This is a genomic window from Pseudoalteromonas porphyrae, from assembly GCF_001298125.1.
Classification (GTDB): Bacteria; Pseudomonadota; Gammaproteobacteria; order Enterobacterales; family Alteromonadaceae; genus Pseudoalteromonas; species Pseudoalteromonas neustonica.
The window spans coordinates 64,897-90,814 of sequence record NZ_LHPH01000020.1; the positions used below are offsets into that span (position 1 = coordinate 64,897).

27 protein-coding genes are annotated in these 25,918 nt (G+C 38.6%); 6 read left to right on the forward strand and 21 right to left on the reverse strand.

Features of this window, described 5'->3' with window-relative positions:
• Positions 1 to 96: 96 nt before the first annotated feature.
• Positions 97 to 765: a hypothetical protein gene (locus ADS77_RS15710; protein WP_054455274.1), complete on the forward strand. Its 669-nt coding sequence runs from the start codon at positions 97 to 99 to the stop codon at positions 763 to 765.
• Positions 766 to 775: 10 nt separating this feature from the next.
• Here the strand turns inward: ADS77_RS15710 and ADS77_RS15715 are convergent, their stop codons facing one another.
• The 8 genes from ADS77_RS15715 to ADS77_RS15745 form a co-directional block, all read right to left on the reverse strand.
• Positions 776 to 1,513, reverse strand: a complete 738-nt coding sequence (locus ADS77_RS15715) for a helix-turn-helix domain-containing protein (protein WP_200909652.1) — start codon at positions 1,511 to 1,513, stop codon at positions 776 to 778.
• 36 nt (positions 1,514 to 1,549) lie between these two features.
• Positions 1,550 to 1,735, reverse strand: a complete 186-nt coding sequence (locus ADS77_RS22520; protein WP_200909653.1) for a hypothetical protein — start codon at positions 1,733 to 1,735, stop codon at positions 1,550 to 1,552.
• 28 nt (positions 1,736 to 1,763) lie between these two features.
• On the reverse strand, positions 1,764 to 2,339 hold the full coding sequence (locus ADS77_RS15720; protein WP_054455276.1) for a hypothetical protein: 576 nt from the start codon (positions 2,337 to 2,339) through the stop codon (positions 1,764 to 1,766).
• A gap of 11 nt (positions 2,340 to 2,350) precedes the next feature.
• Positions 2,351 to 3,073 carry an SDR family NAD(P)-dependent oxidoreductase gene (locus tag ADS77_RS15725; RefSeq protein WP_054206195.1) on the reverse strand — a complete coding sequence of 241 codons (723 nt, stop codon included), beginning with the start codon at positions 3,071 to 3,073 and terminating at the stop codon, positions 2,351 to 2,353.
• Positions 3,066 to 3,692 carry a hypothetical protein gene (locus tag ADS77_RS15730; protein ID WP_235575792.1) on the reverse strand — a complete coding sequence of 209 codons (627 nt, stop codon included), beginning with the start codon at positions 3,690 to 3,692 and terminating at the stop codon, positions 3,066 to 3,068. The genes ADS77_RS15725 and ADS77_RS15730 overlap by 8 nt, the downstream gene beginning before the upstream one ends.
• Before the next feature lie 268 nt (positions 3,693 to 3,960).
• Positions 3,961 to 4,536 (reverse strand): hypothetical protein, encoded by a 576-nt coding sequence (locus ADS77_RS15735; RefSeq protein WP_054455279.1) that lies wholly within the window; start codon positions 4,534 to 4,536, stop codon positions 3,961 to 3,963.
• On the reverse strand, positions 4,529 to 5,161 hold the full coding sequence (locus tag ADS77_RS15740) for a sigma-70 family RNA polymerase sigma factor (protein ID WP_054455281.1): 633 nt from the start codon (positions 5,159 to 5,161) through the stop codon (positions 4,529 to 4,531). Before ADS77_RS15740 ends, ADS77_RS15735 begins: the two co-directional genes overlap by 8 nt.
• A gap of 327 nt (positions 5,162 to 5,488) precedes the next feature.
• On the reverse strand, positions 5,489 to 7,243 hold the full coding sequence (locus ADS77_RS15745) for a vWA domain-containing protein (protein WP_054455284.1): 1,755 nt from the start codon (positions 7,241 to 7,243) through the stop codon (positions 5,489 to 5,491).
• Positions 7,244 to 7,427: 184 nt separating this feature from the next.
• Between ADS77_RS15745 and ADS77_RS15750 the strand changes: the two genes are divergently transcribed.
• Positions 7,428 to 8,633 carry an MFS transporter gene (locus ADS77_RS15750; RefSeq protein WP_231659080.1) on the forward strand — a complete coding sequence of 402 codons (1,206 nt, stop codon included), beginning with the start codon at positions 7,428 to 7,430 and terminating at the stop codon, positions 8,631 to 8,633.
• Here the strand turns inward: ADS77_RS15750 and ADS77_RS15755 are convergent.
• The 8 genes from ADS77_RS15755 to ADS77_RS15790 all read right to left on the reverse strand — a co-directional run bounded on the left by ADS77_RS15755 (position 8,611) and on the right by ADS77_RS15790 (position 15,762).
• A complete protein-coding gene (locus ADS77_RS15755) occupies positions 8,611 to 8,838 on the reverse strand; it encodes a hypothetical protein (RefSeq protein ID WP_054455286.1) in 228 nt (75 codons plus the stop codon). The genes ADS77_RS15750 and ADS77_RS15755 overlap by 23 nt on opposite strands.
• Before the next feature lie 169 nt (positions 8,839 to 9,007).
• Positions 9,008 to 9,259: a TIGR03643 family protein gene (locus tag ADS77_RS15760; RefSeq protein WP_054206201.1), complete on the reverse strand. Its 252-nt coding sequence runs from the start codon at positions 9,257 to 9,259 to the stop codon at positions 9,008 to 9,010.
• 74 nt (positions 9,260 to 9,333) lie between these two features.
• Positions 9,334 to 10,335, reverse strand: coding sequence for a fatty acid desaturase (locus ADS77_RS15765; protein ID WP_054455288.1), 1,002 nt, complete (start codon positions 10,333 to 10,335; stop codon positions 9,334 to 9,336).
• 565 nt (positions 10,336 to 10,900) lie between these two features.
• The gene (locus ADS77_RS15770; RefSeq protein WP_054206203.1) at positions 10,901 to 11,560 is read right to left on the reverse strand and encodes an outer membrane beta-barrel protein; all 660 of its coding nucleotides are present in this window, start codon (positions 11,558 to 11,560) and stop codon (positions 10,901 to 10,903) included.
• Between the two features lie 272 nt (positions 11,561 to 11,832).
• The gene (locus ADS77_RS15775) at positions 11,833 to 12,300 is read right to left on the reverse strand and encodes a GNAT family N-acetyltransferase (protein ID WP_054455290.1); all 468 of its coding nucleotides are present in this window, start codon (positions 12,298 to 12,300) and stop codon (positions 11,833 to 11,835) included.
• Between the two features lie 199 nt (positions 12,301 to 12,499).
• Positions 12,500 to 12,751: a hypothetical protein gene (locus ADS77_RS15780; protein WP_054455292.1), complete on the reverse strand. Its 252-nt coding sequence runs from the start codon at positions 12,749 to 12,751 to the stop codon at positions 12,500 to 12,502.
• Positions 12,752 to 13,097: 346 nt separating this feature from the next.
• A complete protein-coding gene (locus tag ADS77_RS15785) occupies positions 13,098 to 14,399 on the reverse strand; it encodes a sensor histidine kinase (RefSeq protein WP_054206206.1) in 1,302 nt (433 codons plus the stop codon).
• Positions 14,392 to 15,762: a sigma-54-dependent transcriptional regulator gene (locus ADS77_RS15790; protein ID WP_054455294.1), complete on the reverse strand. Its 1,371-nt coding sequence runs from the start codon at positions 15,760 to 15,762 to the stop codon at positions 14,392 to 14,394. Before ADS77_RS15790 ends, ADS77_RS15785 begins: the two co-directional genes overlap by 8 nt.
• A 347-nt stretch (positions 15,763 to 16,109) precedes the next feature.
• Between ADS77_RS15790 and ADS77_RS15795 the strand changes: the two genes are divergently transcribed.
• From ADS77_RS15795 to ADS77_RS15805, 3 genes are read left to right on the forward strand one after another with little or no spacing between them, the layout of a single operon-like run.
• The gene (locus ADS77_RS15795) at positions 16,110 to 17,183 is read left to right on the forward strand and encodes an efflux RND transporter periplasmic adaptor subunit (RefSeq protein ID WP_235575794.1); all 1,074 of its coding nucleotides are present in this window, start codon (positions 16,110 to 16,112) and stop codon (positions 17,181 to 17,183) included.
• Between the two features lie 11 nt (positions 17,184 to 17,194).
• Positions 17,195 to 17,884, forward strand: coding sequence for an ABC transporter ATP-binding protein (locus tag ADS77_RS15800; RefSeq protein ID WP_054206209.1), 690 nt, complete (start codon positions 17,195 to 17,197; stop codon positions 17,882 to 17,884).
• A complete protein-coding gene (locus ADS77_RS15805; RefSeq protein ID WP_054455296.1) occupies positions 17,877 to 20,303 on the forward strand; it encodes an ABC transporter permease in 2,427 nt (808 codons plus the stop codon). Before ADS77_RS15800 ends, ADS77_RS15805 begins: the two co-directional genes overlap by 8 nt.
• 186 nt (positions 20,304 to 20,489) lie before the next feature.
• Here the strand turns inward: ADS77_RS15805 and ADS77_RS15810 are convergent, their stop codons facing one another.
• Positions 20,490 to 21,719: a DUF3667 domain-containing protein gene (locus tag ADS77_RS15810; protein WP_082355704.1), complete on the reverse strand. Its 1,230-nt coding sequence runs from the start codon at positions 21,717 to 21,719 to the stop codon at positions 20,490 to 20,492.
• 217 nt (positions 21,720 to 21,936) lie between these two features.
• Here ADS77_RS15810 and ADS77_RS15815 point away from each other — a divergent pair, with 217 nt between their 5' ends.
• Positions 21,937 to 22,488 (forward strand): YkvA family protein, encoded by a 552-nt coding sequence (locus ADS77_RS15815; protein WP_054455300.1) that lies wholly within the window; start codon positions 21,937 to 21,939, stop codon positions 22,486 to 22,488.
• Between the two features lie 250 nt (positions 22,489 to 22,738).
• Here the strand turns inward: ADS77_RS15815 and ADS77_RS15820 are convergent, their stop codons facing one another.
• From ADS77_RS15820 to ADS77_RS15835, 4 genes are all read right to left on the reverse strand, one after another.
• Positions 22,739 to 23,107: a VOC family protein gene (locus ADS77_RS15820; RefSeq protein WP_054206213.1), complete on the reverse strand. Its 369-nt coding sequence runs from the start codon at positions 23,105 to 23,107 to the stop codon at positions 22,739 to 22,741.
• A 155-nt stretch (positions 23,108 to 23,262) separates the two neighbouring features.
• Entirely contained in the window at positions 23,263 to 24,075 is an 813-nt protein-coding gene (locus ADS77_RS15825) for a helix-turn-helix transcriptional regulator (protein WP_054206214.1), read from the reverse strand.
• A gap of 112 nt (positions 24,076 to 24,187) precedes the next feature.
• The gene (locus ADS77_RS15830) at positions 24,188 to 24,661 is read right to left on the reverse strand and encodes a DUF4410 domain-containing protein (protein WP_054455302.1); all 474 of its coding nucleotides are present in this window, start codon (positions 24,659 to 24,661) and stop codon (positions 24,188 to 24,190) included.
• Positions 24,662 to 24,892: 231 nt separating this feature from the next.
• Entirely contained in the window at positions 24,893 to 25,867 is a 975-nt protein-coding gene (locus tag ADS77_RS15835) for a hypothetical protein (protein WP_054455304.1), read from the reverse strand.
• Between the last annotated feature and the right edge of the window lie 51 nt (positions 25,868 to 25,918).

Here is a 25,918-nt window from a genome sequence, read left to right on the forward strand (position 1 = left end):
GAATCAAAATAAATATTAAATGGCGTGAATCTACAATTTTTGTTCATTACAAAACATTATGCTTATATCCAAATCCAATACACGAAAAGCAGCACTATGAATCCACAATTAAAATCGCTCAGTTTGTTTGCACTGTTCAGTATTAGCTTTGTTACAACAGCAAGTAATAGCGTGACCATAAATACATTAGTTAAACCTAATAGCCACCAGCTTAAAATTATAAAAAACGACCATTTACTTTATCATGCTAATACACAGTGGAGTGCATCCGATGTTGTACTTAACGTTAGCGTTGGACATCAAACTCAGCGCGGTAAAATAGTTATAAATCGCAATTCGGTCAGTGCTTTTAATGAGTTAGGTGAGCCGCTTTGGCAAGATGATAGGTTAGATAATAAAGTGTGTTTACCTGAGCTTTTTGCTGAGTTTATTCGCGCTAATTTAACCGAACTTAAAAAAGAGCAATCCATTACCTGTGTAGGTCCTGTTTTAAAAGCTAAAAAACTAGCGCCTTTCAAAGTAACTTTGTTATCACAAACCCCAGAACAACTAATTGTTAATATTGGTCCAGGGTCTTTTGGTATGTGGTTTTTTATGGATAATATTGAATTGATTTTAAATAACGATGCTACTTATGTATTAGCTTATAAAGGCATTACACCAGCCCCCTCATCCCTATCGGGTAAAATGAGCTACTTAAATATGACAGCCTCTTCTAAAGTAAGTTACCCGATAGCAAAAATTGAAAACACTATTTTATGGTAAAGGCTTAATGTTATTTTTGCATAGAAAGTTGGGCATACTGCTTTGGTGTCATGCCCGTCCATAACTTAAATATTCTCGAAAAATGCGCCTGATCAGCAAAACCACAAATAAAGCCAATTTCAGCTGCGCACGATGACTGTTCTAGTAAATAGTGGCTAGCGCTATTTACCCTAACTTCTTGCAATAACTTAGCAAAGCTATGGCCTTGAGCACTTAAATGTCGCTGTAACGAGCGCTGTGAGAGTGCTAAATAACGTGCCACTTTATCTAACTCAATATCTAACAGACCCAGTGCGATGATTGCCTGTTTAGTGTTATCAACAATAGCCTGAGATGATGCCTGCTTTCCCTGTGCAACATGGCTCGTAACACTCGTATTTATTGATGTACTCCAGTGAATATACCAAGGCTCATCTGAATTTAATTCAGCTTGGTCACATGCTAATGCAGGATAGCTAAACATTCCTGTATTTACTGACTCGCTGCGACTTAAGTAAACAGTGTGCGCCGAGGTTTCATGCAACAATGCACATAACACACCTAAAACAACTAAGTCTTCCTCAAGGCTAGGTTGCTCTATTGCTGTGGATTTGTGCTTTACCTGTACACAGTTTTCAAAAAATTCGAATTCAACAAAATGCTGGCTATGAACATAACGCTCCAGCCGCTGCCACTTCTTTAAAAGCAGCAACGGGTCCTTATCATGCAGTAGCGCTTGCCCTATGGGCGAATCTACAAATTTAGTCACCCCTGCGCCTATCTTTAATAACGCAGCAAGCCCATATTACTCACTCACTGCATTTATAAACGCCCGCTTAGTCGCTAAGGGGATATGTGCATTGGATTGTAGTGGTGGGTGCTCATTCGCTTTTTCCAATAATATGTCCAACCCAGCACATAAAATATTAAGCATGGCTTTGCTAGCAAACGCGTTTGAATTACTTTTTTCATTAATGAGCATCGCCACCATACTTAATCGTTCCCTATTTTATATAAACTTAATCGCTCTGTAATTTGGGGCTAATCAGCTTTTCTATTTTCTTTCCTATTATAGGAAGTTTCATTAACCAATTTGGTGCTATTTTTATGACGCTTACAACACTGAAAAACCAAACCAACTTACCAATAAAAACAGTGCTTATAATGGTAGGTACACCTAAACCACTTAAAAAACTCAGTACCACCATCAATCGTGGCGGAGTGGGCAATAACGACATAGCTGCCAATGCAATAAAGCCATACTCTTTTATATAACCTTGCAATTCCACCCACCGTGAATACATTTTGCTATCTTGCGTTGGAACAATTAATTGTAAGTAACTATCTAAAACCGTTACTAAAAACAGTAAAATGCACGCCCCAACTGCAGCAGCACTGGCAAACGCCAGTGCTGTCAACGCCGCCTTTTTAGGTTGTAGCCATGCCAGTAATATAACGGATGTTTGCGTCGGTAATGCAGGTATAAAAAAATCACCTACGGAGACAAATGCCAATGTAGGGATCGCATTAGGCTTAGCACCATTTTTACCTATCCATGCTATAACTCTTCTTGAAACGGACTGCTGCTTTTTCATGTTCGTCCCTTTTATAGCTTAATCATAACGTTTTCGATCAAATTAGGAAATAAAGCCCGTACTTTCATTAATATACGCACCTTACCAACATGAATCTCTTTTTGGCCCTTTGCTGCACCTTTTATGATTTCGCGCGCTGCTTGTGCAGGACTTATTTTTCCTCGGCCATAGCCATTTGTCATGTCAGTTTCAACCATAGGCAATATTGCTTCACACACGGTTATACCGCTTTTATGGCGTGTAACCTGACCATTAAATGATTTACAAAACGCTCGAATACCGGCTTTGTTCGCACAATATATTGGCGAACTTTGCTTAGGCGATACAGCCAAGCCAGTTGTAATAAATACCCACGTACCCGCCACTTTCTGCACGTTTGAAAATAATAAACGAGTTAATAAAATGGGCGCGGTAAAATTAATCATGGTTTCGTTTTCAATACTAATAAGTTCGTTATTAGCCGTAAATAAATCTCTTTTTTGCTGCACTGCGGCATTATGGATCACAACATCAAACGACCTATTAATAATAGAAGACGCTAAGTTTTCTATGCTTTTAACACTCATTAGATTACATACTAGCCACTGCACATCAGGAAGTTCTAGGTTACTTTTAGCCACACTGTTTTCATTACTACCCGTTGCATAAACGCTGTAACCCGCCGCTAAATACTGCTTAACTAAAGCTCGACCAATGCCTCTCGTTCCGCCGGTGATCAACACTGTTTTATTCATTGCCGTACTCCTTAAAAATAGAAAGGTCGACGGGATTATCAAAAATTGATCGGCCTAAATACTCCACATATTTACCGCGCAAATTACGATCCCTAGGCTCAAGCAAGCCCTCTATTTTAACAAGTGCAGGGACATCGCCTTGAAAATAATAGTTGGTTGAGCCAAATAACATACGCCAAAACCAGTTATTGGGAGTCACACTCACTACACGGTAAGCTCCTTGTTTTTGCATACGAAGGCTAACCCCCGTATGTGCTTGAACTTTTAGTACAGCATAATCAAATGACACAACCTCCCCCGCTAAAAGCGGCGTCCAATGATGTGTAATTTCAAATAATATACTCAGTAAAGTGCATGGTCGGCGTGTAAAAGTTAGTTGCTTGATGTTTTGTTGATAGTTCGTTTTTTTGCTGTTTAGCACACTGGTGCTGCTATCGTGATTAATGTCTAAACTAGCCGATTCATCAAGGTGTGGTTGATGCATTGTAGCCTGTAGCAGTCCTGCTTCAGGGCTCCAAAGTGCTGTTTCCATGGCAATATAAGGTGACTTTTCACATGGTAACGTATTCCCCTGCCACACTCGTTTAGCTTCAAATAAGCCATCTTTGCGCAACTGCATTGAGATCTCATATTCAAATGTAACTCGTGTACTTTGGTGTTTAAGATTAAACACCTTTGCCGTGGTAGAAAGAGCTTGGGGCTGATTTGCTAAATTCAAAATAACGTCTCACTTTATCAATAGGTAAATACATAAAATATATGCAGTCACATTACCTGTTGAGCTAACGTTATTATTGAATATTTACGCCACATTTATCACAATTGTGAAGCTATACCCAAACTGAGGTGGTTTGGGTATAAGTAGCCTTTAAGTTATCTGCTATTTATTATTTTAAACCCATATTATTGCCAAGCAGTTCTTTATATTTAGGCGCTAACTGTACTTTTTGTTCGGGGTATTTTTCCAATAACTCAATTAGCAATAACTTGGCCTCTTCAGGCTGGCCTTTAGCAAGAAACATATCAACCTGCTTTAACGTAACAGCAAAGTCATTCGCAGGTGCTTGCTTTTTCATGCTACGACTACGCAGTAACTCTGTTTGCACTTCAAGCTTTAGCTCATCAGCCATTGGTTCTGCGAGTAACGAGGCTGGGGCTGCACGCTCACTTCGCTTAATGAATGGCGTTGAATTAATGTTCGCGTCAGGTTCGAGAGCTGGCAAGTCATTTACAGAGGTAAATTGATCTGTATTTTGCCAATACAGCAAACTAACTAACATTAACGATGCTGCTGTTGATAGCCGCCCATACCACGTTTGATAAAAACGTTTTGATTTTACTTTGGGCTGCACTGCATTCACTGCGTTTTGCAATATTTGTTGATCCAGCGCTGAACTTGGTTGCTCTGTTGCACCATCACGATAAAGCGAAGCAATCTTATTACTAGTGAATTTATCAGTCATCTATTCCCACCATTTTATGCATGATGCACTGTTTTAGTTTGGCCAATCCATAACGTATCCTACTTTTAATATTATGAGCGGACTCCCCTACCAACTCAGCAATTTCATCTAATGTAAAACTTGCTTCATGCTTTAATAAAAAGGCCTCTTTTTGCTGGCGTGGTAATTGAGCTAAGCATGCTTTTAAGTAATGTGCTTGTTGCGATAAATAAAGCGCTTCATCATGCTCACGCTGAATACTTGCATGCTCACTCGACACACATTCACTTGGGATATACTCCAAACTACTCACTGATTTATCATCAATACTGTAGTCATCATTCGCTGCGATTACCTTACTATGGGTGGCATTACGGCGGTAATAATCGACAAGCTCATTATGGGCGATCCGATACAACCAAGTCGTAAACTTTGCGCTGACTTGATAATTTGAACGCGCTTTAATCAGTTTATTCCACACCTCCTGAAAGAGCTCTTCGGCTAGCGCTACCGATGAGCACTGACGAACAAAATAGCGATAAAGGCTGCTTTTGTGCCGTGTGTACAAAAGTGTAAATGCTTGCACATCACCTTGGCCATATTTAAGCATTAGCGTTTCATCTGCTACGTTTTTCTCGTCTTTCATGGCGCCCCTTTATGAATGGCTGATTTTTATATATTAGCCTCTTACATTAGGGCGTGTTGACCTTTCGTGATTAATTTTGCAGCAGCATGTTTGGTATTTAGGCAAGGCAGCGCCTATGCTGTGTGGTTGTTCCCCATAAATAGGCGATAACGCAGTATAAATGCCAAACATGCGCTGCCCAAAGGGTTCTTCCTAGGGGCGATTGACTCTTTGTTGCTCGGTTTTTACTTAGCCCGCTAGGTTACAAACCTCGCGCCGCGATTAAATCGCCCCTAGGTTGAACAAATTTCAATCCACAAAGGTCAACACGCCCTAGTACTTTATATTTTAGTGAAGGACATCAGCAGTTTTTACCAGCTGAATAAACTCACTACGATAGCCAAACGGGTCATTCCCCTTATTTTTTATCGCTAATTTAGTGCAATCTTCATAGTGCCAGTCGCTGGTGTATTTTGCACCTTTAAGTAACTGAGCAAACCCAGCAACCGCAGTCGCAAATTTAAAATCTGTACTTGTATCTAACCAGTCACTATCGTTTTTTGGCATAAATACTGGAGTGCTGATTAATTCACTGCGCTCACTATTTGGTTGTTTATAACGCACTTTAACAAACGCAAGCTCTTGGCTATCGTTGCTTTTGTGCTGTGTGGTTTTATAACGTAAGTCATCAATACGTTTATTAGGCGAGTTTGCAAGTGTAATTTCATAAAGGGCTGTTACCGTGTGCCCCGCGCCAAGCTCTGCTGCATCAACTTTATCGTTATTAAAGTCTTCCATTGCAAGTAGCCTATTTTGGTAGCCAATCAAGCGATATTCAGCCACCTGCTGCGGGTTAAATTCCACCTGAATTTTTACGTCTTTGGCAATAATTTGCATCGTACTACTTAGCTCATCAACCAGTACTTTACGTGCCTCGTTAATGTTATCAATGTAAGCATGTTGTCCATTGCCAATGTTGGCTAATTGTTCCATCAAACCATCGTTATAGTTGCCTTGACCAAAACCCAGCGTAGTTAACGCAATCCCTGTTTTACGTTTGTCGGCCACCAGCGCTTTAAGCGCCTCGGTCGATTGTAAGCCGACGTTAAAATCGCCATCGGTGGCTAAAATCACTCGGTTCACACCTTCTTTTTTAAAGTTTTGCTGTGCTATTTGATACGCAAGCTCAATGCCTTGCTCACCATTGGTTGAGCCTCCCGCAGCTAATTGTTTTAGCGCGGTGGTTATTGCCTGATGATCATTACCTTTAGTGGCAGGCAACACAACACCAGCTGCGCCGGCATATACAACGATTGCCACGGAGTCATTTTCATCGAGTTGTTTAGTCAACATGGCTAAACTGGTTTTTAATAAAGGCAGTTTGTCTGGCGTATTCATTGAACCCGATACATCCAATAAAAAAACCAAATTAGCAGCTTTTAAATCTGCTTTTTCAATTTCAAATCCTTTAATACCAATTTTTACAAGCTGCCTACGTTCATCCCACGGTGCAATACCCAGTTCAGTATGCACGTTAAAGGGCGTGTCTATACTTGTAGGCGCGCTGTAATCGTAGCTAAAATAATTAATAAACGCTTCTTCTCGCACTGCATCAACTGGTGGTAACTTACCTGCATTTAGTATACGACGAACATTACTGTAACTGCCTGTATCCACATCCACCGAAAAAGTAGAAACAGGCTCAATAGCAGCCTGTTTAACGGGGTTTTGTTGTGACTTTATGTATTTTTCACGATCTTGCTCTGTCGAAAATACAATATGATTACTTGGATCAGGGCGTTTTTCTATCATAACGTTTGAAAGCATTAACCCTTGTGACTGCGCGGCATAACTAACAGGAGCCAGACGTCGCCTTGTTTGCACATCTGCTTGTATTGCATCATTGACTCGTGCATTAGTTTCTTGTTTGCTTTGAATTATTACAATTGCCTCAGACTGCTGTTTTTTCTCATCATTTGCCTTTTCGCTCATTTTATTTGAGCTTTGGTTACAGGCCGTTAGCCCTAACAAAACACTAAAGCTAATTGTTGCTAAACGATAGTTACATTTTATACCATTAATTTTTTTTGAAGAGTTGTTCATAGAGTCACCTTGTTTAATACACTGCTACTAATGCTATTAACGGATGACCTTTAGAAGTGGGGTTAAATTTTTAACTAATAAATTAAATAATATTTTATTCCTCCAAATTTATTACTTTCACCTCATTTATTACCAAGTTCTCTGACGATTAGTTACCATAGGGCTACGTTTTTCATAATTGATGATGTTAGTTTTGTATTCCACTCCAGCTAATCGCACTTTATTTTCTTCTGCTATTTTAATTCTTGGTATTTTTTTTATTGCCGCCAATTTACGCGCACCTGTCACAGGAATTGCACCGGTACTTGATCAAATCATTTTGGCGTTTAGCTTAACGCCAACACAAGCCGGTATGCTCACCACGTTACCTTTAATTGCATTCGCTTTAGCCAGCCCAATGGCAGCAAGCTTAGCCAAAAAGCAAGGGCTTGAAATCTCTCTTTTTATTGCGCTTTTACTTATTGGTGCAGGCCTTAGCTCTCGATTAATTGACTCTGCTTCCGCTCTTTACTTCGGTACAGCGATTATTGGAGTGGGTATAGCCATTGGCAATGTACTCTTACCAAGCTTAATTAAACGTGATTTTCCTCATAAAGTCGCTGTGATGACCTCTTCTTACGTACTTGCCATGGGTATTTTTGGTGGCAGTTATTCAGCATTAATTATCCCTTTGGCCGACTACAAAAATATGGGATGGCAACTGGCGCTAGCCTGCTATGGCTTACTCACGATTGTAAGTCTTGTCATTTGGTTGCCGCAATTAAAGCTACATACAAAACCTGATAAAGCACTACTCAATAATACCAACAGCATAAAAGTATGGCGTCAGCCGCTGGCGTGGCAAATTACTTTACTACTCGGGTTAAATTCGTTTTTTACTTACATAATGATTGGTTGGTTACCCAGTATTTTAATTGAAGGTGGCCACTGTGCACAGCAAGCTGGGGCACTGCAAGGGAGCTTTCAGGTAGCATCAGCGATACCAGGTATCATACTAATTCCTTTATTGGCAAAATTAAAAGATCAACGCTTACTTACCTGTATATTGGCATTATTAGCAGCTTGCTGCTCACTGGGGCTACTATACTTGCCTGAGTTTGCATCTATTTGGTCAATCACATTAGGGTTTTGCTCTGGGGCATGCTTTATTTTGGGGCTGTCGTTTATAAGTTTACGCACGCATGATTCTCGCCAAGCGACTTCGCTCTCAGGTATGGCGCAATGTTTTGGTTACTTACTTGCCGCATCAGGGCCTATTTTAGCTGGCTCGTTACATAGCCACTTTGGTAGCTGGTCAACCACGTTGTGGTTATGCGCGCTCGCCAGCGGCTTATGTGCCATATTTGGCTACCTCGGTGGACGTAATGTCACCATGCCAAATAACGTTTAAACCATTGTAGTACACTAAAATGAGTGGGCGATTTTACAGCATGCTTTTGCGCCCACTTTTTATTAATAGCCTCACGCTGCTCACGGCGCACTTGCGCCAAGTTAGCTTTAGCGGCAAAGCTTAGTCGCTGCTGATCACTTAATTCGTTATCAAAGTTTATCTGCGATTTTTTTACTGCTCGGCTACTTTTCACTGATGAACACATATTATTATCTCCAAATAACTCGCATTACTTATATAGAAGACATGGCGTGATGTGTTTTTATTTCAAGCATCATTAAAATAACGATTTGATAATGAGCAAAACAGTCTCAGCTCTTTTAGCGCTGTGTGATTTAGTGTTACTTAATACTTGAATTCAAGCAACAAAAGCTTTAACGATTTTTATATTGTGTTTTGCAATGGCTTCGCATAATGGCGGGATCGCGTAACTTAAGATGCTTTGTTGTTCGCCCTGCATGGCGTTTACGCCATACTTTAAACGAACCCGCAGATACATTGCTGCGCATAAAGCCAACTAACTGGGAGTGATTTAAACTATATAGGTTTTCTATCGCTTCAAATGGCGTGCGATCTTCCCACGCCATTTCAATAATTCGAGATTTTTGACTATCACTGAACTGCATATTGCACCTAAATTGATTTTATACGCAGTAGCGTCAATTTCGGTGCAATAAAGTGCTAAAGAAATACGAACGCCTTACGTATTATTTGCTTGGTACAGATTAGCTTGCTTTATACTAGCAAAATCATTGAATCGCACACCGTGATGCTTCATTACTTCAAGGATTTTTTTGCTGATCATTTGGCGTAAATAAAACGGCTGATTAGGCACAAAGTGATGAATAGTATGGGTATGACCAAAGTTAAAACAAAACAGGTTAAATGGCATAAACACACGACTAGTTAACACATGTGTTTGTTCAAGCATGTTATTCACTCCCCCGTAGTAATGCATTGATGAGGTAACAAAGTTAAGTGAGCTTGAGCGAATAATGTTAGGCACGATTAATACCACCATTAAAAACTCAAACACAGCCATAATATCCAAAAGCCACACCGGTGAACTTTGTTCAAGCGGCATAAATACGTTAACCCCATGAAACACAATCACACTGTATAAAATAGCAAAATACACCGTTGTGACAGGAAAACCTGCATTAAATACGTTTAAGAAACTAAAGCCTTTGATTTCTTTACTAAAGCGCTTAGCGTTAATTAATAATCCAAGTAACCCATCAACAATCACTAATACGCGTAAGAATGGGTTTTTAATACCATTACCGACTAAACGCTCTTCGAGGTCTTGCTCTGTGCCGGACACCTTATGATGATGTAAGTGCATTTTACGGCGATACCACGGGTTAACCGTATTAGGTCGCATAAGCCATACTGTCAGCATCATAAAATTATGCATAAATGGCTGATTACTAAAATATTGCTTATGAATAAGATCGTGTTCTAGCTCATGCGAAATCGACGCGGCAATAGCAGCTAAAATAATACACAACCACGCAGGGATGATTGCAAAGTAATATAAAGTCCCCACACCAATAAATGCACTAAGCGATAAGAGCAAAATAATTAACCCTAAGGTATTTTGGTGGGTTAACAGTGGGTGTTTTTGACGAAGCCGTGCTTCTTCACTTTTAATAGCCTTAACAATGGCTTGAATGTTTTCCTTGGCACTTAACGTGGTCATAAATAGCAACTGAGAATCAAAGTTGCACAGATGATACCCGAATCAAGATAAACCTTCCATAGTGATCAGCGGATACGTGCCCCCGCCCCTGATGAAATAAGCACTGCACTTAAAAGTATTAATAGTTCAGCAAAATATGAAGAGAAGCTATTTAATCCGATGTATTAATGCCTAAAAGAAAAAAGTAAGAAACAACCCATTTTGCGCTTCAAATGGGTTGTTTTTGAAATCAAGTTATCTTGCGCTTCAAATGGGTTGTTTTTGAAATCAAGTTATCTTGCTTTCTACCCAAACCACCTCAAAATGCGAGTTTCAGTTGGAATTAAAAGCGATTTAGGCAAGGCATTGATTGCAAATAATAGTGGTTCTATTGTTAAAATCAATCCCTTATAAGAGTAACGCAGTATAAATCGCTTTTAAACCAACCCGTTGGGCGTTTCACAGGCACTTACTATCAGCGTTGTTACTTCTTAAAAGGGATGGCCATTCTTGCAAAGTAACGCCTTGATATTAAGCCCCTGTGAAACGCTGAATTCTGCATCTTGAGGTGGCTTTGGTATAGTAATTAAAACTTCCAACCAACAACTAATAATAAGTCTTTTACTTTATGTTCATATGAATGAGTGGCAACACCAAGGTCAGTTACCTCTGCTTTGTCTTTCGCTTTAAATAGTGAATACTCTAAACCTACATACAAATTTTTTGTTAATTTGTAATCAAACCCAAGTGAAGCATATGGAGCGTTACCACTTTTGCCAATATCATAATGCGATGAAGGATGAGAAAGTTTTAAAGGGGTGCTCCCAGTATAATTCCAATGAGCAAGGCCAAACCGCCCGTTAACTGAAAAATCATCAAATAATTCAAGCTCGCCTTTGACACCAAATCGTATCGATTCTATATCTATTGGAATCTCAGCCTCGAAACGGTGCTCTAAAAAACCATGTTGCTCAGGCATAATTACTGTAGCGATATTATCACTACTACCATGTTTATGTTTCGATAATTCAACGGTTAAGTAATCTGTAAAATTTAAACCTACCCTAAAACCGGTAGAATTCGTATTTTGCTTGGATGAGTAATGCTTTTTAGCGCTTTCTGATTCCGTTAAAGAGTAAATATCGTTACTCGATTTACCAATTAAAACTTCTGTTATTATTTTTGTTTCTGCGTGAGAGAATAAAGGAAGTACACAAAGAGCTCCTCCTATTATAATTTTTTTCATTTAAGTCTCAAAGTTAATGTAATTGTTAAATATAATAAACACTTAACATAAAATAAACCAGACTACCGGACAATTTAGTTCCGATTAATAAAACAGCATTACTTTACTTGTGACATAATTCAATTACCTAGTACAGCCCCGCGTCAAGATTGGATTCTGGTTTTTGTAACTAAAAAAACGTTACACTTTAAATAAAAAGTAATATTTAAATTCAAGTACTTGAATAATGAAATAACTATTTTTATTAAACTTATTATTGAGGTTTCAGGTTATTAATTCAGGTTTTCTGCCAGCATTGCTAACTTTTCTATACCGTGATCTGGCATCCACCTTTTAAACTCAACAAAGCCATGTTTTTTACACAGCTTAATAGCAGGCCCATTCAGCACGGCAGTTTCAACGACTGCGGTTGTTATGTTGGTTGGGGCTACAAAGCTGTTTAACACATAGTCTATTAATTTATCTGCGATACCCTTTCTAAAATGATCGGGGCCTACCGTTAAACTATTTATTTCTAACTGCTTACTCGTTATCGCTAGTTCAATTACACCCGCAAGGCACTCTTCTGCAAAATAACCATAAAAAACTGTTGTCGAATTTTTTATATTATTAACGGTGCGAGATAATGGAGGAAAGTTAAGCGACCCGATTAGCTGCGCTTCAATTGTATAAGAACGTTGAAAAATAGTATAAATTTGCTTTGCCACTGCATCATTGGCGCTATCTAACTTTGCAATCATTTACTTAAATCCCTATTGCCACTTACTTTAGTTAAATACAACAATCCATTCAGGTGTTTTAAATTCTTAACTGTGGTTGTGCCTATGTACAATCCATTCAAACTTGAATTCTAGCGCTTAGATGACTGTTTATCATAAATAAAGCAACGTTTATAACATTAGGTTCAAGACGCTTCAATACTAGATACACCACCTATAACTATTTACTACATGACTCTTCGGTTTTTAATTTTGCAATAATACCGAAATAAACATATACCAAAACCATAACGAAACACCAAACTATACCAAAGTAAAATTTGACGGGGTTGCTACTTGCTGTGATTGTAATTTCACGCCCCATAGAGTTGTAAGAAAGCGCACCAACAACTAATAAATTATATAAAAGAAAACTAAAAGCTAAACCAAAAATGCGCGCTATAAGACGTGACTTTTTATCGACCGTTTTCATTTAATGTACCAATAACGAGCCAATGAAGTTGCTCGTTTTTAAATTTATTTTTATTGATGCATCAACCATAGCCGAGTTCCTATTTTGGTTCAATCGTTTAGTCGTTTTCTACTTTTATAGTCATTATCGCCGTTGAGAATTGCCTTATCGCACTATAAGCGTTAGTTTTTGAGGTTAAAAAAGCTGTCGCTTGAATGTTTTAGGTAAGCTTTTTATTTGAAGAGTGCAGATTCAATACTTATCACTATTACAGCATCTGAGATGGTTACTATCTCAATGATCGTCATCTAAATGATCGACCTATATACCAAGCCACCTCAAGATGCGTTTTGGGTATAATCCCCCATTATAAAATCAACGTAAAACTAGCCCCCAAACCAACTTCAGACTCGACCTTTATCCGTCCTTTATGACGATGGATTATTTGTTGGCTCAACGCCAACCCAATTCCTGAGCCTTTTTTTTTGGTGGTGAAAAAGGGGATAAAAATTTTCTCTAATGCACTTGATTCTATGCCATCGCCATTATCGTTAATTTTAATCTCACTTTTGCCATAGCGATTAATTTTTGCCGAAATCGATATTGTTTTTTCAGGCTTACAACTCAGCTTTAGGGCCTCTACTGCGTTACTTAGCAGGTTAATAAGCACTTGCTCTAACATTTTTTTATCAACCGAGATACTAAGCTGCTTAGGTTCAATTTCAAAGTTGCATGTAATATCACAGTCGAATAACTGAGCATTAATCAAAGGCTGCAAATCGTCAAAAAGGTCCTGAACCAATATTGGCTGTAAATCTAAATGCGGTACATGGGTCAACTTCCGGTAGTCTTCCACAAAACCCAACAAAGATTGGCTACGAATACCAATCGCATTAAGGCTTTGTAGATAGTCATCTACTAAATCTTTATCTGCCAATTCATGGACGAGCTGCTGCTCAGTGATAGTGACAAGCGTGTTTGCTAATGAATGTATTGGTGCAACTGAATTACCTATTTCATGAATAAGAACGCGAATCAGCTTTTGCCAAGCGTCTATTTGGGTACTTTCTATTTGTTGAGAAATGGCCGTAAACAGCCATAATTCATATTGGTTATTATGATAGGTAAAGGCAAGGTATTTAAACAACATATCATTTGCAACACTCTCTCCCTGCTTTGCCAGCTCGAGAACAGGCAGTGATGCCATAAGTTCGTTGACCGTGTTGGTATTACGAATGTCCAATGCTTGCTTTGCACTATTATTACACACCACTATATCGCGCTGATTTTTAGTGAGGATAACACCTGCATCAACGTGTTGCAGCATGGTCTCAAAAAGCGCGACTTGTTCGGCTTGTTGGAATTTATCGGCTTGAACACGCTGAATGAGATCGTTGCAAATTGCTTGCTCTTTAGCGCCCAGTGTATGCTCTGCACTCAGTCTAAAACTGCTATCTTGATACTTAAGCGCATTGATAACTTCATTAAATTGCGCCTGTTGTTTATAAAATATTTTTAAGGTCAAGCCCACACAAATTAACGCAGCCATAAAGGAGATGGTACTGAGTAATATTGCATGACTAAAAAACACACCATACAAACCTAAGCAACTGAATATTAATGCAACAATAAATAGTGTTAATACATGATAGCTGGTTTTATTAAACACCGTACTTCTCCATTTTTCGATATAAAGAAGGACGGGTGATCCCCAGTGCTTTAGCTGTATGACTGATGTTGCCTTTAAAATCAGCAAGCGCCTGCTCGATAGTTATTTGTTCAATCTCCGCTAAATTATAAGTAATCGGTTTAAGTGCTATTGCTTCGCTGTGTTGTGTATTTGCAAGCTGAAAATGTAATTGATTACCATCTGATAAAATAACCGCCCGCTCAACTAAATGTTGCAACTCTCGAATGTTACCAGGCCATGCATAGGTAAATAATTCATCTAAGGTGTTATCACTAATACTCTTTACAGGAAGCTTATATTTTTCACTATATAAGTGAGTATAAAACTCAACCAGCAATGGAATGTCTTGTGGCCTATCTCTCAGTGGCGGAAGTGTGATCTCAACGGTATTGATTCGATAGAGCAAATCTTGTCGAAAGCTACCTTCGCGCACCCTATCGTAAAGGTTCACGTTAGTGGCAGTAATAAGCCTAATATCTATCTCTATTTGTTTACTGCCACCAACGGGAGTGATCACTCTATTTTGAATGGCTGTTAACAGTTTGCCTTGTAATTCTAAGGGAGTGTTAGCTATTTCATCTAAAAACAAAGTCCCCATATCGGCCAATTCAAATCGCCCTTGTTTGTTCTCTTTGGCGTCAGTGAAAGCCCCCTTGGTATGCCCAAACAACTCACTCTCAAAAAGCGAGCTTGCGATAGTCCCCATATCAACTGATAAAAATGTGTCTTTTGCTCTCAATGAATGTTTATGAAACTCCCGTGCAATCACCTCTTTACCTGTGCCGCTTTCACCTAAAATCAATACGTTAGCATCTGTTTTTGCTGCTTTTTCGATGGTTGTAAAAACCTGCTCCATAGCGGGACTTGCTGCAATCAGGTTTTCAAATGGGCGATTCTGTGCTGCAAGCGACAATTGGGCTATTTGATTAAGCTTTTTAGTTTTTTGTCGCTGTGTACTTAAGTCAATACAATTGGCCACCGTCGCCAGTAACTTTTCATTTTGCCAAGGCTTAAGTACAAAGTCACTAGCGCCTAGCTTAATAGCCTCAACTGCCATCGACATATCTCCAAAGGCGGTAAACAGCACAACCACGGCATCTTCATCAAGCGCTTTAATTTGTTTCAACCAGTAAAAGCCTTCTGCGCCTGAGGTTGAGTCACGGGTGAAGTTCATATCAAGCAGAACCAAAGAAAAAGACTGTTTGGCAAAAGCTTGCGCAATATCGTGAGGGTTATCCAGCGTCATTACTTTTTTATAGTGCTGTTTTAATAGCATTTTAGTAGCTATTAAAATTTCGGCATTATCGTCTACCACTAAAATTGCTTTATCTGAGAGGCTCATGGGTTATTCCTTCAATCGAACTGTACGATATCGTACATCAAGTGTTTAATTTTTTTACACCTTTATTTTTTAAATTAGTAAAAAAAACAGTAACAACATGTTTTATAAGAGTTATATTTTTTGGCACACAACTTGTTATATCTATACCAACGTTGAGTTTTAGATGGATAGTTATGGATAAGTTGATTACAAAAAAGCGCACTTTTAAACTCTGGTAGTTAGCCTTACCAGCAGTGGCAATTAGCTACTTCCTGTTAAGCAATACAGTCAGTGGCAGTGGTAGTCGGTATAACGTTGCAAGCGACAAGGTAAAAGTTAGCACTGTGATAAAAGGCGAATTTAGCGATATGATCCCATTACGGGGTAATATCACCCCCAGTAAATCAGTTTTTCTTGATGCCATTGAAGGCGGCCGTGTAGAGCAACGCTTTGTTGAAGAAGGAGCAATCGTTAAAAAAGGCGATAAGCTCCTCGCTTTGAGTAACACAGGTTTACAGCTAGATGTAATTTCCCGTGAAGCACAAATCTCAGAGCAGCTAAACAACTTGCACAATACCCGATTAGCTATTGACCAAAATAGGCTAAACCTAAAGCGTAATTTGTTAGAACTAGACTTTGAAATTAAGCAAAGCGAGCGAAAAATGGCGCAACACAAAAAACTGGTAGCAAACAACCTTGTTTCACAAGATGAGCTAAAAACAGTGATTGATAGAACACTGTATTTAAAAGATCGCCGTACGCTTGTGGTAGAACAACAAGATCAGGATGAAATAATAAGAACGACGCAAATAGCACAACTTGAAGACAGTGTGAGCCAGCTAAATAAAAATCTACGCTTTGCACGTAAAAACCTTGAAAACTTGATAATCAAAGCCCCTATTGATGGCCAACTGACCTCGTTTAATGCCGAATTAGGAGAATCTAAAGCACGCGGTTCACGCCTTGGCCAAGTCGACATTATGAATGAATATAAAGTCACCGCTTTTATTGATGAATTCTACCTTGGCAGAGTTTTTGCGGGGCAAACTGCCACGCTTACTCATCTTGGACAAGCCTATACCTTAACCCTGAGCAAGGTTTACGCTGAAGTATCAAATGGTCGCTTTGAAGTAGATTTAACTTTTAATGACTTATTACCACAGCGTATTCGTCGAGGGCAAAGCTTGCAAATGGAGTTATTACTCGCTGATGCAAAGCCTGCCACAATGCTTTCAAATGGTGGTTTTTACCAAGATACTGCGGGCAAGTGGGTATTTGTCATTGAAGAAGGTGGCCAAGTGGCTGTTAAAAAACAGGTAAAATTTGGCCAAATAAATAATAAATTCATTGAAGTGCTGTCGGGCTTAAATGTAGGAGATCGCGTGATCACCTCAAGCTACAGCAATTATAAAAACATAGAATCAATCAAATTAACAAATTAAGGGCAATTGCCATGATCAACCTTAACAACATCAGCAAAATATTTAGAACGGAATCGGTCGAAACCTACGCCCTAGACAGTGTATCTTTAACCGTTGAACGCGGTGAGTTTGTAGCTATTATGGGCCAGTCTGGTTCGGGTAAATCAACCTTACTGAACATTGTCGGTATGTTAGACCACATAGACCAAGGTGAGTATATTTTTGACGACAAGGACATCAGTGGGTTTACCGAAAACAAATTAGCTGATATTCGCAAAGACAACATTGGCTTTATCTTCCAAAGTTTTAACTTAATTGACGAACTTACCGTATTTGAAAATGTTGAACTCCCTTTGGTCTACCAAAGAATTAGCAAAAAAGAACGCGAACAACGCGTATTAGCTATTTTAGAAAAAGTAAATATTGCCCATCGTAAAGATCATTACCCGCAGCAGTTATCAGGGGGACAACAACAAAGAGTTGCAGTAGGACGAGCGATAGTTGCTGAGCAAAAAATGCTGCTTGCCGATGAGCCAACTGGCAATTTAGACTCTAAAAACGGCGAAGAAGTGATGCAACTTTTAGCGCAATTAAACCGTGAAGGAGTCACCATCGTCATGGTCACTCACTCAGATCATCATGCTAATTATGCACACCGCGTGATCAACGTATTAGACGGCCATATTGTATCTCAGAATATGCAGGAGGCGCGTAGTGCTTAGTAATTACTTAACCATCGCTTATCGAAGCCTTTTAAAACAAAAGCTATATTCAAGTATTAATATTTTAGGTTTAGCAATCGGCCTTGCTATTTGTATTAGCATGGCTATTTTTGTGGAGTCGGAGCTTGGCTACGACACCTTTATTGAAGATCATAACAACATTTACCGTACTTCGTTAAAATTAACCGTACCGGGCTCCCCAGAGCAAAATTTTGCTCCGGGCTCTGTGTATAACGCTGAGCGTTTTAGTGCTTATTTTGATGAGATAATTGAAGCTGCTCGCCTTCGCGAAATAGGTGCAACCTTAGGTTACGGCACCCAGCACTTTAGCGATGACGGCATACTACTGGCTGATAGTAATACCCTTGATTTTTTCTCATTAGAATTACTCCAAGGGGACAGTGCTACAGCATTAAGCGCACCTAATTCAATTGTTCTAACTGAATCTGCCGCCCAGAAACATTTTTCAAATCAAAATGCGGTAGGTGAGACATTAATATTAGCAAACCGTATTTCACTTAAAGTAACGGGTGTTATCAAGGATTTACCTAAACGTACCCACTTAGATGTATTTGCACTCATTAGTATGAGCACAGCGCCTGCATTTTTGAATAATCCAAACTGGGATCAAAACCCAAGCTTTAACTATTCGACCTATTTTAAGTTAGCGCCACTTACTGATGTAGCAGCACTTGAAGCAAAAATCCCTGATTTTTTAGACAATCACATTCGGGCTAACACCAGTGACTCTTTGCATTACACCTTAATACCTGTGACTGATATTTACCTAAAATCAAATTTGTATTCTGAACTTAAAAACAATGGTGATATAAATATCGTCTATTCGTTCAGTATTATCGCGGCACTGATCCTATTAATTGCCTGCGTTAATTTTATGAACCTCTCTACTGCAACCGCAACCAAACGCGCCAAAGAAGTCGGGGTTCGTAAAACCTTAGGCGCTAAAAAATATAGCCTGGTTGCGCAGTTTATGATTGAAGCAATCATGCTTTGTTATATTGCGCTATTTATTGCAATGGCGTTAGTTGAAGCAAGCTTACCCATGTTTGCGAGCTTTATTGGCAAAACACTGAGCTTTAATTATTTAGATGGCACACTCCTACTCACTTTATTATTATTGGGTCTTGTGATTGGAGTTATTTCTGGCGCCTACCCCGCATTTTATTTAAGTGCGTTTAAACCTGCAAAGGTACTCAAAGGCGAAGTAACTCAAGGTAAAGCTGGGGCACTCCTTCGCCAAGGGCTAGTAGTATTTCAGTTTAGTGTGGCAATTATTTTAATTGTTGCGACCACAGTTGCCAGTTCACAGCTAAACTACGCACGTAACATCGAGCTTGGCTATGATAAGTCGAACACCTTTGTAATAAGAGGTTTATATACTAACGAAGCGAGCAGTAAACGTGATGCATTAAAAACTCAGCTGCAATCACACCCCAACATTATTAATGTAACTGCCAGCTCACGTTTTCCTACAGGCACATTAACCGACTCTTTTGGTCTTATAAACCCAATCACAAATGTATTTCAGATGATGCCAGTATTATCGGTAGATGAAGATTACTTTACTGGTTACAACATCAATATTATAAGCGGTCGCAGCTTTAGTCTTGATTTTCCTGCAGATAAATACCAGCAACCAAGTGACGAAAATCCAACCCCCGCCTTTTCTGTAGTAGTAAACCAAATGGCGGCAAAAAGTTTAGGATTTAGTGCGCAAGAAGCGGTAGGTAAGCAATTTAAAGTACTCGCCGGACGCCACGGCAAGGAAAGTATTGCAACGATTGTGGGTGTATCAACTGATTATTACTTCTCATCGCTAAAAACTGAGATTAGCCCCACTTATCATTTATTAAATAGCGACGCGGGCTATTCAATGTCAATTAAGTACGACAAAAATGCAACTCAAGTTCGCGACTTTATTGAGCAAACGTGGGCAACTTTAATCCCTGAGCAACCTATATCACTTGCTTATTTAGAAGAGACATTCGAACAAATGTACCAACAAGAAGACAAAGAATTTATTGTATTTAACCTGTTCTCATTACTCGCCATATTTATTGCGTGTTTAGGGTTGTTTGGTCTGGCGTCTTTTACAACCCAGCGTAGGACTAAAGAAATTGGCATTCGTAAAGTATTAGGCGCCTCGGTATTTGATATTGTAATGCTGATTAATAAAGAGTTTTCAAAGCAGGTATTAATCGCCAACGTTATAGCTTGGCCTATCGCTTACCTCATCATGCAGCAATGGTTAAATAATTTTGTATACCGTGTTGATTTGTCGATATTCCCGTTTGTGTTAGCAGCATTATTAGCATTCGTGATTGCATGGGTAACAGTTGGCTCGCTATCAGCCATTGCAGCTAAGGAAAGACCAATTAACGCACTGCGATATGAGTAATATAAGGTTATAAAAATTAGCCATATTTCGAGGCTACAAGTTACTTTCTAAGATAGCTAAAGCTTGTGTGTATTTACCTTTACCACTGATTGCTCGCCTAAAACACGCGCAATTAAGTGGTATTAGGGTTAATAATACTAAGTGCACAAAGATTACACCGGTTCTTTTTATTATTTATTTTAAAGTCTAAATTTCGGTTAAACCCCAAACAATTGCCACAACCGTCGTTAATGCCATTAATATAAAGTAGATAATACCGACAAAACCATAAGTGAAAAAAGCTAATATATAACCTTGTTTGTAAATACGTTTTTGCATTATAAACAAGTAAATAGGTATCCATATCAGCAAAGCAAATCCAATGAACCCTAAAATACTCGCCGCAACAGTAGCAAACCCGCCACCCAGCGCCTTAACATGATCATGTGCTACATCTAACAGATCAATTGATAATGAACTGACAAAAATAAAGCTATGACTATGCAGTGCCACAGTTAAGTGCTCCATATAAAGACGCTTTGAGAAGATAAAAATCACCTTAAGTAACAGCGCAAATATAGGCAAAAGTACAAACATTAATTGTGGTAGTTTTCCTAATACTTCATTGATTAAACGATTAGTATCCGTGGTAAACGTTTTCTTCGCTTTTTCTGCTAGTTTTTTAGCAGAATCATCAAGCTTCTTATTACTTTCATCTGATAAAAAATCAAATGACAAACTACCATCAGCACTATTTGAAATAGTAATACTATTGCTTTTGTCATCTGTGCCTAACTTAACGCGCTCAAGTTCTATGGTAGCAAGCTGTCGAGTCGTACTCACCAGTTTGGCATTTTCAGCAATAGAAATATCAAGCTTTAAATCATCAAGGTAGCGATTAAACCTCGCTAAATCGGCATCAATGCTCGCTATATTTTTATTATCTGGTGTCGGCTGAGCTTGTAATTTTTTTTCATTAAGCGTTTTAATATGCTCTGTAACTTGAGTAATAGCAGCTTTGTTATTATTCATTTCAATCGTTTGTTGGTCTTCTCCAGAAACAGTTAATTTTAGAGTTAAAAAAAACACAATACTAATGAATAAATATAAGCGCAGTGGCGGCACGTAATGCACTCGCCTACCAGCAAAATACTCATTAGTTAAAAAACCGGGGCGAAATATTAACGGCCATAAAGTACGACTGGCACGGGAGTCAAAGCTAAAAATATCATCGAGTAAATGTAAAATAACCACCCAAAAATACTTTAACGTGGAGTCGAGCGACTGCCCGCAGTTAGAGCAAAATGCCCCCTCAACTGATTGGTGGCAATTATCACAAAGCGTTTGAGCCACCGCCTCACTATCATTAATAACGGAGACTTCTTCTTGTGAAGAAAGTGAACTATTTATATTCACTACCTGATTTTCTTGAGACATAAGCTCACTATGACTATTTAAACTATCAATTAAGTAATACATAAAACAATAGCACGATGTAACATGTAAATTACAAATAATTTATAAAAAACCAACTATTAAACGTGCTGCCTGCCAAAGGATCTGCTAAATTCAACAATGACAATAAGCTAATGTTAATGTTGTCTGTCATAGCGATTATTTACTGTGACCATATAGCCAATACAGGAGAATTATAATGGCGTTTGAAGTTAAGTTTGAATTATCAGATACCGATTTAGAGCACTTTCGCGATGTAATGCGTAAAGCACAACAGGGCGCTAAATTACTAAGTGAGCAGGTAATAATTAATAATGCTAAAAAAATCAGCTCAAATATAATAGACAATGTGCCTGAGTTTGTTCGCCTTCGCATCCAAAAATTAGAAACATTTGTCGCAATGATTGAAGATACTGAATGGCAAATCCCTGAAGAAGAACGCGTAGAAATATTAAGTGCCTTGGCTTACTTTAGTGATCCTGAAGATTTAGTGCCTGATCATATTCCCGTACTAGGCTTTTTAGATGACGCGATTATGATTGAACTGGTTGCTGGCGAGTTTAGTGACGATGTTGAAGCATTTGAAGAGTTTTGCGCTTATCGTAGCCGTGAAGAAAGCCGCAATGGTAACGCAAACGTTACTCGTGATGAATGGCTAGACGCAAAACGTCGCGAACTACACAGCCGCATGCGTAGTCGTCGCAATGAGCGTCGCTCATCTGGACGCTCTTCATTTCGCTCAGTGTTTTAAGCACGACCAACTACAAGGCAATAAAAGGTGATTTAAGCTCTTTTATTGCCTTTAATTCCAATTATAGTAACGCACCCAGCCCTAATATTTATTGATAATAGATACGCTTTGTACACACAGCATAAAGCCATTCCCCGAATTAAATATCTAAATTTACAGCATTAAAAGTGGGAGGCTTTTTTGCTCCACTTTCTTAACGTCATCTTCTTAATGCCCTTATCAAATTTAAACAGTCTAAAATATGAGCTACTTAGTTAGGTGAATGTAAACCAAGTCTATTTCCTTCGGTATCTATAAACAATGCGAAAAAGCCACTTTCGTCCGCATGGGATGTTTTGGATACAAGTACTTTCCCGCCATACACTTCAACCTTAGATAGAACGACTTGTAGGTCTTCACCTGCATTTAAATACAATGTAAGGCCAGCAGTAGAGGGTAAATAACCTTCTCCTTGAATAATGATACCAACCGTAGATTGATCCTTATATGGAAATAACCCCATCTTCATTCCTGGAATATCCATAGTTTCGATGGTTAAAGTAAAAATGTTGCTATAAAATTTTACAGCGCGATCTAAATCGGTCGCAGGGATCTCAAAAATCGATGCCAAACTTTGCATTTCACTCTCCTTATTATTTACGTTTTACAGTCAGTAAACCGAGTCACTAACACTATTATTGATGGGAACGTTCTCACTCGTATTTCTTCGAACGACCACATTTTCAATATAGGCATAGGAAAGCATAATAAATTGTAAAAAAACGACAGGGCCGTTTATTTATAGAAAAGCAAAGAAAGAGCCATACTTTTGTCACCAAGAAAGTTACGCGGCTTTACCCCTGTAAACTCTTTAAAGTCTTTAATAAAATGAGATTGATCATAGTAATTGCATTTGTACGCTATATTAGTAAGGCTTTCGTCATGATTAATTAATAACTTCAAAGCAGTTTGTAAGCGAATAAGCTTACTCAACTTCTTAGGGCTAACTCCAACTATATCTAAAAATTTTCTTTCTAATTGTCGTTTTTGATTGGGATCTGAATTTATAATTTTGTTAATGGGTATATTGCCATTGTTCGAAAAGAGAATCTCAACGGTTGCTTTTACAACATTTTCAATAGTTCGCGGATTACTAAGTTTTGAAAAAAGAAATGCTTCAAGTATTTCAATTCTTTCACTTGTGTTTAGAGCTTTAATAATACTTTTTTCTAGCTCCTCTGATTCATTGCTTTCAAACAATTCATAAATTGATGTTTCTTTATTTTTTAGATTATTGATGGGTTCAGAAACGAAATTAGAAAAAGCATAAGGTAAAAAGCTGGCAGCAAAGGTATGAACATAACCTGTCGGTTGAATATAAAAAGGGGAAACGGTTTGCCCAAGTACCATTGCACGTGGTTGAATTATATAATGATTACCTGAAGTGTACCTTTTAATGTCATCACCTAAAATGAAAGCCAATTCAATACTTCCATCAGGTACAATTCTCTGCTTTTCTGAATTTTCTTCTGGAGAGACCTCGAGTGTCCAGAAAAAATTAACAAAAGAGGCTATATCTTTACTTGGTAAAAATGTTTTGTAATCCATAAGCCATCCAAATCAGTACGAAATTTACACTGAGTATACTAACATGCCATATGTATCAGATCTTTCTGGTGACTTTTAATGTTTTTACACAACATATAAAAAGACCTCCGACTTAATACTTCCCTGTTTTAATATATGTTACGATTTTATCTGCATGATCCTCAATAAGTCCCTTTGATGTCCCTACCGCAGCTTTATTTCTTGACGTAACCTTTAACCTAGCGATAGTTTCATCGCTTTTTACATCCTTAATAACAACTATCGTTGAAATATTATCTGTGCCAGCCATGAAACCGCCTAACGCTCTGGCTGCGCCATGCCTCATTTTATAATCAATGAAGGTAATTTCAATTTTCTTATTAGCATCATTACTAGTGCTTAGTCCAAATTGACTCATTTGTGCTTCTAGCCTTGCTTTGAATAGAGACATCCCTTTTTCTGGAACGCTCGCTTCATCAATAACCTCTTGAGTAAATACATCTGACAATTGGTAGGTGTAACTACGTTCAACTATTAATTTTGTACTTGAACAACCTGTTAATACAACAAAGCTTAATATAGTCACTAAAAATCTAACGTTTTTCATAATTTCTCATGGTAAACAGAACTTAAGTTGACACCCATCTTAATTATTTATTGGAAGCAAAACAATAAACACATCGCTTGAAGTCATTAGTAAGTGAACATTTTCGACATAATCACGATTTAAACACAGTTTCAATGAATTTGACTAAATTCAAAAATGCAGGAGTCTACATTGCGGGCACATACGCTTTTCCCTTGAAGAGCAATTTTAAGTTTTAAATGAGTGTGAACACTACGCCAGAAGTTTTTCGCAGTTGCTGAGGTTGCTGCGTCGTTTTCTGTTTAAATTTTCACAGTAACTTGTGTGTGATGACGGTCTACCAACTGCACCATGAAATACGCGGGTAAAGTGTGTAGTGAGTTTTAACCAGTTTTCTGGGGAGATATTGATGCGATCTAAAAGTGGTAAGTTTGCCTCTTCAATGTGGCCGCGCTTATCTTCACGCAAGCATCGCCCTGTGAGCTCTACTAATTCAAGATAAGATTTTAACTCAAACGGTAATCCTTTTGCCATTTGTTGTCTGGGCATGCCTGCAAAGCGCAGTAGTTGTTTGGATTGTTTGCCTTCCTTTGCACTTTCAATGCGTTTTTGTACGCTGGTGCGGGCTGACTCTTCAGGGATATTCGCCATTTTGGCTCTGATGGGGTTTAGATCGACATAAGCCATGCAAGCAGCTATGGCGGCTTCATCTAATAATGCGTGTGATTTGAATCTTCCCTCCCAGAATCGGCCTGTACAACCATCTTCTTTATTAGCTTTACGCGCAATGTCTTCATTTAATAGTCGCATAAACCAACTGATGCTTGCTAAGCGCTCTCGATATTGCTCAACCGTTTGGTTAAAAAACATGCTCTCTGTTTTACTTAGCTTTTCACCTTGCATGTATTTTTGAGTAAGCAAAGTGCCCTTACAGAGTTTATGCCAGCGGATAATAATGGCTTTATCATTCAGCCTCTTTGCTTTTTTATCATCAACATAGAGCACTAAGTGCGTGTGGTTACTCATTACTGCATAAGCACACACATCAATACAAAATACCTTGGCTAGACTCAGTAGCTTCTCTTCAACCCACCCTCTGCGGTGCTCATAAGACTTCCCTGTAAAACAGTCTTCACCGCATAAAAATGCTTGGCGTACACAGCGAGAAATACAATGATAGTATTTTGTATCAACCAAACTTATTTGACGCTTTCTTGCGATTGCCATATTACACCCTGTTTGTTTTTTGCACTAATTAAAAGTTAGTGCAAAATATAG

Bases quoted from the DNA above. Each gene is read 5' to 3' on its own strand.
- ADS77_RS15710 (WP_054455274.1), top strand. From the start codon at position 97: ATGAATCCACAATTAAAATCGCTCAGTTTGTTTGCACTGTTCAGTATT.
- ADS77_RS22520 (WP_200909653.1), bottom strand. From the start codon at position 1,735: ATGGTGGCGATGCTCATTAATGAAAAAAGTAATTCAAACGCGTTTGCT.
- ADS77_RS15720 (WP_054455276.1), bottom strand. From the start codon at position 2,339: ATGAAAAAGCAGCAGTCCGTTTCAAGAAGAGTTATAGCATGGATAGGT.
- ADS77_RS15725 (WP_054206195.1), bottom strand. From the start codon at position 3,073: ATGAATAAAACAGTGTTGATCACCGGCGGAACGAGAGGCATTGGTCGA.
- ADS77_RS15730 (WP_235575792.1), bottom strand. From the start codon at position 3,692: ATGCAGTTGCGCAAAGATGGCTTATTTGAAGCTAAACGAGTGTGGCAG.
- ADS77_RS15735 (WP_054455279.1), bottom strand. From the start codon at position 4,536: ATGACTGATAAATTCACTAGTAATAAGATTGCTTCGCTTTATCGTGAT.
- ADS77_RS15740 (WP_054455281.1), bottom strand. From the start codon at position 5,161: ATGAAAGACGAGAAAAACGTAGCAGATGAAACGCTAATGCTTAAATAT.
- ADS77_RS15745 (WP_054455284.1), bottom strand. From the start codon at position 7,243: ATGAACAACTCTTCAAAAAAAATTAATGGTATAAAATGTAACTATCGT.
- ADS77_RS15750 (WP_231659080.1), top strand. From the start codon at position 7,428: ATGTTAGTTTTGTATTCCACTCCAGCTAATCGCACTTTATTTTCTTCT.
- ADS77_RS15755 (WP_054455286.1), bottom strand. From the start codon at position 8,838: ATGTGTTCATCAGTGAAAAGTAGCCGAGCAGTAAAAAAATCGCAGATA.
- ADS77_RS15760 (WP_054206201.1), bottom strand. From the start codon at position 9,259: ATGCAGTTCAGTGATAGTCAAAAATCTCGAATTATTGAAATGGCGTGG.
- ADS77_RS15765 (WP_054455288.1), bottom strand. From the start codon at position 10,335: ATGACCACGTTAAGTGCCAAGGAAAACATTCAAGCCATTGTTAAGGCT.
- ADS77_RS15770 (WP_054206203.1), bottom strand. From the start codon at position 11,560: ATGAAAAAAATTATAATAGGAGGAGCTCTTTGTGTACTTCCTTTATTC.
- ADS77_RS15775 (WP_054455290.1), bottom strand. From the start codon at position 12,300: ATGATTGCAAAGTTAGATAGCGCCAATGATGCAGTGGCAAAGCAAATT.
- ADS77_RS15780 (WP_054455292.1), bottom strand. From the start codon at position 12,751: ATGAAAACGGTCGATAAAAAGTCACGTCTTATAGCGCGCATTTTTGGT.
- ADS77_RS15790 (WP_054455294.1), bottom strand. From the start codon at position 15,762: ATGAGCCTCTCAGATAAAGCAATTTTAGTGGTAGACGATAATGCCGAA.
- ADS77_RS15795 (WP_235575794.1), top strand. From the start codon at position 16,110: ATGATCCCATTACGGGGTAATATCACCCCCAGTAAATCAGTTTTTCTT.
- ADS77_RS15800 (WP_054206209.1), top strand. From the start codon at position 17,195: ATGATCAACCTTAACAACATCAGCAAAATATTTAGAACGGAATCGGTC.
- ADS77_RS15810 (WP_082355704.1), bottom strand. From the start codon at position 21,719: ATGTCTCAAGAAAATCAGGTAGTGAATATAAATAGTTCACTTTCTTCA.
- ADS77_RS15815 (WP_054455300.1), top strand. From the start codon at position 21,937: ATGGCGTTTGAAGTTAAGTTTGAATTATCAGATACCGATTTAGAGCAC.
- ADS77_RS15820 (WP_054206213.1), bottom strand. From the start codon at position 23,107: ATGCAAAGTTTGGCATCGATTTTTGAGATCCCTGCGACCGATTTAGAT.
- ADS77_RS15825 (WP_054206214.1), bottom strand. From the start codon at position 24,075: ATGGATTACAAAACATTTTTACCAAGTAAAGATATAGCCTCTTTTGTT.
- ADS77_RS15830 (WP_054455302.1), bottom strand. From the start codon at position 24,661: ATGAAAAACGTTAGATTTTTAGTGACTATATTAAGCTTTGTTGTATTA.
- ADS77_RS15835 (WP_054455304.1), bottom strand. From the start codon at position 25,867: ATGGCAATCGCAAGAAAGCGTCAAATAAGTTTGGTTGATACAAAATAC.